9 protein-coding genes are annotated in these 8,701 nt (G+C 35.0%); 8 read left to right on the top strand and 1 reads right to left on the bottom strand.

What is annotated here, in order from left to right:
- The 3 genes from hemE to ACJ5GX_RS01025 all read left to right on the top strand — a co-directional run.
- Nucleotides 1–932: uroporphyrinogen decarboxylase (gene hemE, locus ACJ5GX_RS01035; RefSeq protein ID WP_495292593.1), on the top strand; the 932-nt coding region annotated here is incomplete at its 5' end.
- Between the two features lie 438 nt (nt 933–1,370).
- Nucleotides 1,371–2,564, top strand: coding sequence for a pyridoxal phosphate-dependent aminotransferase (locus ACJ5GX_RS01030; protein ID WP_052264894.1), 1,194 nt, complete (start codon nt 1,371–1,373; stop codon nt 2,562–2,564).
- Between the two features lie 48 nt (nt 2,565–2,612).
- Nucleotides 2,613–2,930, top strand: a complete 318-nt coding sequence (locus tag ACJ5GX_RS01025; RefSeq protein WP_010403511.1) for a DMT family transporter — start codon at nt 2,613–2,615, stop codon at nt 2,928–2,930.
- 16 nt (nt 2,931–2,946) lie between these two features.
- Here ACJ5GX_RS01025 and ACJ5GX_RS01020 read toward each other — a convergent pair whose 3' ends face one another.
- The gene (locus ACJ5GX_RS01020) at nt 2,947–3,459 is read right to left on the bottom strand and encodes a hypothetical protein (RefSeq protein WP_017531946.1); all 513 of its coding nucleotides are present in this window, start codon (nt 3,457–3,459) and stop codon (nt 2,947–2,949) included.
- Nucleotides 3,460–3,600: 141 nt separating this feature from the next.
- Between ACJ5GX_RS01020 and ACJ5GX_RS01015 the strand changes: the two genes are divergently transcribed.
- The 5 genes from ACJ5GX_RS01015 (at nt 3,601) to ACJ5GX_RS00995 (ending at nt 8,476) form a co-directional block, all read left to right on the top strand.
- Nucleotides 3,601–3,756 (top strand): hypothetical protein, encoded by a 156-nt coding sequence (locus ACJ5GX_RS01015; protein WP_012481926.1) that lies wholly within the window; start codon nt 3,601–3,603, stop codon nt 3,754–3,756.
- 91 nt (nt 3,757–3,847) lie between these two features.
- Complete coding sequence (locus tag ACJ5GX_RS01010) at nt 3,848–5,083, top strand: MFS transporter (RefSeq protein ID WP_007302244.1); 1,236 nt, start codon at nt 3,848–3,850, stop codon at nt 5,081–5,083.
- Complete coding sequence (glyA, locus tag ACJ5GX_RS01005) at nt 5,055–6,332, top strand: serine hydroxymethyltransferase (protein WP_052264755.1); 1,278 nt, start codon at nt 5,055–5,057, stop codon at nt 6,330–6,332. Before ACJ5GX_RS01010 ends, glyA begins: the two co-directional genes overlap by 29 nt.
- A 79-nt stretch (nt 6,333–6,411) precedes the next feature.
- Nucleotides 6,412–7,599, top strand: a complete 1,188-nt coding sequence (locus tag ACJ5GX_RS01000; protein WP_179943891.1) for a phosphoglycerate kinase — start codon at nt 6,412–6,414, stop codon at nt 7,597–7,599.
- 49 nt (nt 7,600–7,648) lie between these two features.
- Entirely contained in the window at nt 7,649–8,476 is an 828-nt protein-coding gene (locus tag ACJ5GX_RS00995; RefSeq protein ID WP_012481925.1) for an EndoU domain-containing protein, read from the top strand.
- The last annotated feature ends 225 nt before the right edge of the window (nt 8,477–8,701 follow it).

Here is an 8,701-nt window from a genome sequence, read left to right as displayed (position 1 = left end):
AAGATCGATCTCTTCCTGAGTATCGCAAAGCCGTAGAAAAAACGAGTAATTTCATGGAGATATGCTATAGCATAGATTTAGTGGTAGAGCTGACGCTACAGCCAATAAAAAGATTTGATATGGACGCAGCCATAATTTTTTCAGACATTTTAATAATAGCTGACGTTTTAGGTTGTGATGTGAATTTTGTTCGCGGTGTGGGTCCAATAATAAAACCTGTGAAAAGCTCTGAGGAGTTAAAAAATTCACAAGAATTTGAAACTAAAACCTTTCCAATCTTAAATGCCATCAGGAAAGTAAGAAGCCAATTATCAGAGGAAAAGTCCCTTATAGGCTTTGCTGGAGGGCCGTGGACGGTAGCTTCCTACATCATAGAGGGTGGTAGTAGTAAAACTTTTTCTAAAGTATTACATTTCTGTTCCCTAGAACTAGAAGAAGTAATTAAAAAAATAACAGAAGCGACAATTATTTATCTAATCAAACAGATAGAGTTTGGAGCAGATGTTATTCAGTTATTCGACAGCAATGCTGGTATATTGCAGGGAGAACTGTTTGAAAGGTATGTAATCAAGCCAACAAAGGAAATTGTTTCAGCAATAAAGAATAAGTTTCCTGATTTTCCTATAATAGGTTTTCCACGCTCTGCTGGAAATCTTTATAAGGATTACTATGAGAAAACAGGTGTATCTGCAGTAAGTATAGATTATAATGTTCCAATAGAATGGGCGAAAGCAAATCTAAAAATTCCTCTGCAAGGGAACCTTAATCCTAGTCTTTTGGCCTACAATAAGGCAGAAGCAATTGAAGAAGCAAAGCGTATAATAGATTGTTTTAGAGGGTTACCTTTTATATTTAATCTTGGACATGGAGTGCTTCCTGATACTCCGGTTGAAAATATTGCTGCATTAGTGGACCTAGTAAGAAACTACTAAAACTCTTGTATGAAAAGCCTTTATGAGGGTGGAATGAAAACCTTACTTGACAAATCTTTACACTTTCCTTATTATGGCAATAAGAGTATTTATCCTTGTTTTTGGGCTCAACGACAAAATTCAGTAAAAAAACTCAGATATCTATTGGCAGGTTACAAAAAATTATAGCGGCTGCATGTCTTTTTTATTTTTTCTACATTCAGCCAAATCGCGCTTATTTTAAGCGTTAGCACATTATTACAATGCCAATTTACATTATTATAGGGTCAAAACTCGCTATACGGGGATTTATTTGCCTTTTTAAATTTATTAAGCTTTTTAATATCTATAGTTAATATATTTAAGAGTACAAAAATACCAACCTTTATGTAAAATAATAAAACTTCTAGCTTTTTTGTTGTGTAGAGTTTATCATTTTTATTTAACTTTAGTGAGATTATGTCAGACCTTGCAAAGAGGATGTCTCTGATAAAACCATCGCCTACAATCGCTGTGACCGATAAGGCAAACAGATTAAAAAGCGAAGGAAAGAAAATTTGCGTTTTAGCTGCGGGAGAGCCGGATTTTGACACTCCAGATCATATAAAAAAGGCAGCTATTCAATCGATAAATGAAGGCAAAACTAAATATACTGCTGTTGATGGAACGCGTGAGCTTAAAGAGGCGATAATCAATAAGTTAAAAAGGGATAACATTCTAGAATACACACTTAGCCAAATCTGTGTTGGTGCTGGTGCTAAGCAGGTGTTATTCAATTTGTTCATGGCAACAATTAACCCTGGGGATGAAGCTATAATACCAGCTCCTTATTGGGTTTCATATGTTGATATGGTAAGTCTTTTTGGCGGACTGCCAGTTGTTGTAGGGTGCAAACAAAACTTTAAGCTGATACCGGAGTTACTGGAAAGCAATATAACTGAGAAAACTAAGTGGTTAATTCTCAACTCACCAAATAATCCAGCAGGAATTGTCTATACATATGATGAATTGAAAAGCATAGCGCAAGTATTGCTTAAACATCCACATGTGAATGTTGTTACAGATGATATTTATGAGCACATAGTATACGACGAAAAGTTTTTTACCATTGCTCAGGTTGAGCCAAAACTTTATGATAGAGTTTTTGTGGTCAATGGAGTATCAAAAGCCTATGCAATGACTGGCTGGAGAATAGGTTATATTGCAGGTAGGAGTGATATAGTAAAAGCTATTTCTACACTGCAGTCTCAAAGTACTTCTAACCCAAATTCAATAGCACAAGCAGCAGCAGTTGAAGCGTTAAACGGTGATCATAGTTTTTTGAAAGAAAGAACAAAAATCTTTAAGGATCGTAGAGATTTTGTAGTAAAAAAGCTAAATTCTGCTTCAGGATTGTCAGCATCTATTCCACAAGGTGCATTCTATTTGTTTGTCGCATGTGAAGGTTTATTGGGTAAGAGCACGAAAAGTGGTAAAGTAATAAATAGTGATCTTGATTTTGCTGAATATTTGTTGGAAGACCATTTAGTTGCTGTTGTTCCAGGAATTGCGTTTGGTCTGAAAAATTTTATCAGAATTTCTTATGCAACCTCTCAGGAACAATTAGAAATTGGATGTAATAGTATTATTAAAGCATGTGAAATGCTAAGTTAACTTTTTAATATTCTTATGTATAATATTTCAGTAAGATAGAGTTGATTTATGGCGTGGGTATATTTGCTATTAGCTGGTTTGGTTGAAATAATATGGACCACAGCACTGAAATATAGCAATGGCTTTACTCGTGTTATACCTGTAGTAATTATTTTAGTTAGCGGTTCTGTAAGTCTTTACTGGCTATCGTTAGCAATGAAGTCTATCCCCCTTGGAACATCTTATGCAGTTTGGACTGGTATAGGCTCTATAGGTGCAGCGATAATAGGAATAATGTTTTTTAATGACCCAGTAAATTTTGGGCGTTTATTTTCCCTTGCTTTGGTAGTGCTGGGTATTATAGGATTAAAAGTATTTTCCAATTAGGAAAAGTTAAGTACGTCTATTTTACCATCTCAGGACTTTCTACTAAAGTTGCCTTGGATTTTTCGGTTCTTGAAGAGGGCATTCCTATTGATTTAGCAAGTACCTTTCTGATGTTCAATGTTTCATTTTTCTCATTTTGTTGAATTAAGTTAATATCGTTTATTTTATTCATTAAATCTTTTCCTTCCTTTAAAATTTTTAAATCGCTTTCGTTGATATGATGTTCATTTTTAAATTCTGCAACGATTTCTTTCTTCTTTGGATGAGTATTCAGAAATTCTAATATCTGGTGTTTAGCAACAGCTTGAATAAATTTCTTATCGTGAAATATTGAATTGTTATGTAGTTCTTCTAGGCTTTTATCATATTGTTTTGCTTCGTTTACAGTAAGTTTTATTATTTCTTCTGTGCTACTTAAAAGTTCCCTGTATAACTTGTCGTATCTATTGCCTGTGTGTGCGGCAAATGTTTGTTCAATGTATTTTGTTATGTAGTTTTGTAGCGTATTGTCTATTGTACCTATGTTCATTCACTCACCTTGCTTTTATATTATATTTTACACACAAAAAGGTTAATATTTAGTTAACTACAGCGTTTCTGATACTGAATTTCATTAAAAATTATATTATTTAAAGTATAATCGGTATCACGAAATAAAAGCGTAAGTAAAATGAATTTTGTAACAAAACTAAAACTTATAGTAAAAAAAATAAAGCTTAAGATGAACAAGGGTAAAATTATAAAAATCCTTATCATCTGTGGTATAATTTTTTTCATATACCTTATCCATGAACCAGTTATAGATATGCTAAAAGGTCTCTTTTAAGAAAGATACTCGGATTAGAGTAGCTATTTACAAAAGTGTTGCTCCTTGCTGATAAAATACCTATAATTCTGTTTTTTAGGTAATATTAGGATTGCAGAGAAACTTTTTCATATGGTTGCTAGCATCACTATTTTATGCATACCAGTATATATTGCGTGTAATTCCAAATATAATCGCGCCTGAATTAATAACAAAATTTAACATAAGTATTACAGATGTTGGTCAATTTGGTGGGCTATATTATATAGGCTATACGCTTGCTCACATACCTGTTGGTCTTGCCCTTGATAGATTTGGGCCAAAGTTTGTTTTACCTGCGTGTATTGTCTTAACATTTGCTGGAACATTGCCGCTAATATGCTTTGATCAGTGGTATTACTCAATACTTGGTAGAATGATTGTTGGAGTTGGGTCATCTGCTTCAGCAATTGGGCTTTTCAAAGTTGCAAGCATGTATTTTTCACAAGAAAAATCAGCAAGGATGGCTAGCTTATCTATAATAATAGGGTTACTGGGAGCTATTTATGGTGGATTACCTCTAGACTTCTTGCTCAATAAATTTGGTTGGAATTATGTTATATACACTTTCTCAGCGTTTGGTTGCTTGCTCGCCCTACTTTTATTCTTAATAACGCCAAATTCTAACATAGAGGAGAGTAGAAATGACAACATACTTCAAGATTTAAAAACTGTACTTTTCAATAAACATATCATTCTAATCAGCTTTTTTGGGGGCTTGATGGTTGGGCCACTAGAAGGTTTTGCTGATGGTTGGGCAAAAGCGTTCTTATGTGAAGCATATCAAATGACCGGAGATTTGGCATCTTCACTTTCCTCTCTCATGTTTATAGGTATGGGAGCTGGATCATTCTTTCTCGCTTATTTACTGGAGAAGTATCCAGACAAACATTACGAGGTGATTATTGCGTGTTCTTTTGCAATGATCGCTAGCTTCCTCTTGCTTTTTACACAATTTGGCGGTTTATATATTGCATTACCTACACTTCTTGTTATCGGCTTTGCATCTGGGTATCAGGTAATTACTATTTACAAGGCAATAAGTTATGTAAACAATAACTTGGTAGGCTTAGCCACAGCTGTATCAAACATGATAGTTATGGTTTTTGGCTATTTTTTTCATACTGGAATTGCAAAAATAATAGACTTATGTTGGAATGGAACGGTAATACAAGGAAATCCTGTGTATGGTACTGAGTTACTAGTAAAAGCAATATCAATTATTCCTGTATGTTTGCTTTTGGCTGTTTTTGGATTTATGTGGTTAAGGAAAAGGTCTTATGACAATTGCTTCAGAAAGGATTTGTAACTCTGAAAATAATTTAAAGTCTTGTGATAATGAAGTTTATCTCTCTATAGAGAAGGAACTGCAGCGTCAAAGATCGCAGTTGCAATTGATTGCATCGGAGAATTTTGCAAGTAAAGCAGTGATGGAAGCACAGGGTTCTTTTCTGACTAATAAATATGCAGAAGGTTATCCTGGTAAAAGATATTACTGTGGCTGTGAGTATGTAGATGAAGTTGAAAATCTGGCTATAGAAAGGCTTTGTAAGCTGTTTAATGTTAAATTTGCAAATGTTCAACCTCACTCTGGTTCTCAGGCAAATCAAGCAGTGTTTGCTTCACTACTTACTCCGGGTGATACAATACTTGGATTGTCACTGAACTGCGGTGGACATTTAACTCATGGTGCAGCACCAAACCTTTCTGGTAAGTGGTTTAAGTCGATTCAGTATACAGTTAATAGAGACACTTACCTGCTTGATATGGATGAGGTGGAAAGGCTAGCGCTGGAGCATAAACCAAAATTAATTATTGCTGGTGCTTCTGCTTATCCAAGAAAAATAGATTTCGAGCGCTTTCGTGAAATTGCGAATAAAGTTGGTGCATATCTGCTTGCAGATATTGCTCACTATTCAGGGCTTATTGCTGCAGGTTGTTACCCATCACCTGCTGAATATGCGCATATTATAACTTCTACAACTCACAAGACTCTACGTGGTCCTCGTGGTGGAGTGGTAATGACAAATGATGAAGCGTTACATAAAAAAATTCAGTCTGCAGTTTTTCCAGGATTGCAAGGTGGGCCACTTATGCATGTGATAGCTGCAAAAGCTGTTGCATTTAAGGAAGCATTAGCGCCAGAGTTTAAAACTTATAGTAAAAAAGTTGTAGAAAATGCGAAAGTGTTAGCTCAAGCGCTGCAAGGGCATGGGCTGAACATTATAACCGGTGGCACTGACTCTCATATAGTGCTAGTTGATTTAAGATCACAGAAGTTGAAGGGAAAAGACGTTGTAAATAGCCTTGAGAGAGCTGGCATTACCTGCAATAAAAACTCCGTGCCGTTTGACACAGAAAAACCAACCATTACTTCAGGGCTCCGTTTTGGTACCGCTGCTGAGACAACACGCGGACTTGAGAAAGAAGATTTTAGAGAAGTAGCTAATCTAATAAATGAAGTAATTCAGGGATTAATTGATGGAAATAGCCCTGATGTTGAAAAAGCAGTGAAAAATAAAGTTGAAAGTATTTGTAGTAATTTTCCTATTTATTAATTTATTTAGCATTGGAATTTCCTTCCTTTACTTTGGATTAAACTATTGTATAGTGATTTTATAGCTCTTTAATTTTATGATAAATGTACCTAGCATAGAGAGTTGTGATTTTCACAATAAAAATGTTCTGCTCAGGGTCGACTTCAATGTTCCTATAAAAAATGAAAGAATTTGTGATACCACTCGTATTTTGAGAGCTCTACCTACCATTCAATATTTAGCAAATGCAGGTGCAAAAGTTATTATTATCTCACATTTTGGGCGTCCAAAAGCAAAAGACAGTAACCTATCGCTAAAAAACGTAGTCGAAACTTTATCGCAGCTGCTGAGTAAAGAAGTGAAATTTATTGATGATTGTATTGGTGAGAGAGTACAAAGAGCAATAAATGCGATAGATAGAGGAGATATAATATTACTAGAGAATCTTAGATTCTATAAAGAAGAAGAACAGAATGACTCAAGTTTTGCTAAACAATTAGCATCTCTAGCAGATATATATGTCAATGATGCGTTTTCTTGCTCTCACAGAGCTCATGCTTCTATTTCACGCATCACAGAATTTTTACCTTCCTACGCGGGATTCTGCTTGCAAGATGAGCTAAAGTATCTTGAACAAGCCATATCGTTTAACGCTAAACCTATTACTGCGATAGTTGGTGGAGCTAAAATATCCACTAAAATAAAAATGCTTATAAAACTAGCAGAAAAGGTTGATTACCTTATTCTGGGCGGCGCAATTGCTAATAATTTTTTGTTATTTAATAAAGTTAATATAGGCAAGTCTTTTTTTCAAAATGGCGTTGATGATCTTCTGCACGATATTGTTGAGACGGCAAATAAAAACAATTGCAAAATAGTTGTGCCAGAAGACGTTTTGGTTGCAGTAAATTCTGATTATAGCACTGGCGTTTTAAGAAAAATTGAATCCATTTTGGACGGTGATATAATTTTAGATATCGGACCTCAAACTTTAAGCACAATAAGCGGTATAATAGCAAGCAGTAAAACTCTGCTGTGGAACGGACCTATTGGTGTTTTTGAACATTCAGCTTTTGCAAATGGTACAGTAGAGGTGATGAGAGTAGTAAGTGATTTGACACACGAAGGAAAATTAACCAGTGTAATAGGAGGAGGAGATAGTCTATCTGCAATAAATACTGCAGGTCTTGCCGATAAAGATTTTACATATATTTCAACTGGTGGGGGAGCGTTTTTAAGTTGGCTAAGTGGTGATGAGATGCCAGGACTGCGATCAACATTAGATTAAAACTTTTTTAAGTTGTTGCTTATACCCTAGCTTCTTTATGAATATGATTATGTCGAAAATAGCTAAGTTAATCTTGTGCTTAATAATACCAGTAATAGGATTTGTTTTTTACATTAAGGAGCATTATCTCAATGATGCAAATTCACAAATTGGCTTTGAGCCGTTTTTCAAAACAGATTCTTCAGATCCAGACTATATTCCACCACTTCCAGAGTTGACTGATTTTGATAGAGGAGTGTTAAGGGTTTGTGGAGATTGGGGAACACAGCCTGATGAAGAAGATTTCAGAATTTTGCTTGATTGTCCGCAGCATCAAGAAGTGGTGAAAAGGATATACGATAAGCTTGATCATCAGGTGATTACACCTAGTGCAGACTTGGGGTTGTTTAAAGATGAATTGACTAAGATTTGGTTTACAAATAGCGGAACTGAAAAAGAAACTATAGGGTTTGGGCATATTTTTTGTGGTGAACCAGATAGATTGGGGCTAGGTGGTATGCATTTTGTAGGTAGATATGTTGAGGCTCAAGAAAATAAGTGGGCGGGTGCGATTTGGGATAATGAATCTCTGTGCAATAAATTAGATATTAAGCCACCTGTTTACACATTTGGAATGAAATATCTAGGTAAGGATGGAGAAGTGAAAGTTAAGTGCCCAAGTGGGTACGCGTATAACCTTCATGCTGATGATATTTTAGTTTCTGCAACTAAGGCGTTTAAGGAGCTGGGAAAAGATGGAATGTGTCTGTATAAAATGGAAGATGACAATTATCAATCAGTGTTTGTGAGAAAGAAAGACGCTATACTCACATTCTATCCTGACTTAACACCAAAATGTAATGATAAGAGTATTAATTGTAGCTGTAGCAAGTCTTGATTGGCTGAAAAAAAGTAAACATTTTATGTGTGTTATGCTAATTTAGTTATATTAAGGGCAATTTGTAGAGCTACATGAAACTTATAGTAAAAAAATGTTTGTCTGTTTTATTTCTGTTGCTGCTTGTAGCGCCTCTTTTATATGGACAACAATCTTGTTTAAGTGATATTGAGAACGATTTTCAAGATTTGAAAACATCATTAAAAAATCCAATATTTTTAGATC

It is taken from the genome of Wolbachia endosymbiont of Tuta absoluta, from assembly GCF_059414725.1.
This window is presented reverse-complemented; position numbering and strand designations above follow the sequence as displayed.

What these genes read in the sequence shown, in the direction of transcription:
- ACJ5GX_RS01030 (WP_052264894.1), top strand. Translation starts at nt 1,371, where the DNA reads ATGTCAGACCTTGCAAAGAGGATGTCTCTGATAAAACCATCGCCTACA.
- ACJ5GX_RS01025 (WP_010403511.1), top strand. Translation starts at nt 2,613, where the DNA reads ATGGCGTGGGTATATTTGCTATTAGCTGGTTTGGTTGAAATAATATGG.
- ACJ5GX_RS01020 (WP_017531946.1), bottom strand. Translation starts at nt 3,459, where the DNA reads ATGAACATAGGTACAATAGACAATACGCTACAAAACTACATAACAAAA.
- ACJ5GX_RS01015 (WP_012481926.1), top strand. Translation starts at nt 3,601, where the DNA reads ATGAATTTTGTAACAAAACTAAAACTTATAGTAAAAAAAATAAAGCTT.
- glyA (WP_052264755.1), top strand. Translation starts at nt 5,055, where the DNA reads ATGACAATTGCTTCAGAAAGGATTTGTAACTCTGAAAATAATTTAAAG.
- ACJ5GX_RS00995 (WP_012481925.1), top strand. Translation starts at nt 7,649, where the DNA reads ATGTCGAAAATAGCTAAGTTAATCTTGTGCTTAATAATACCAGTAATA.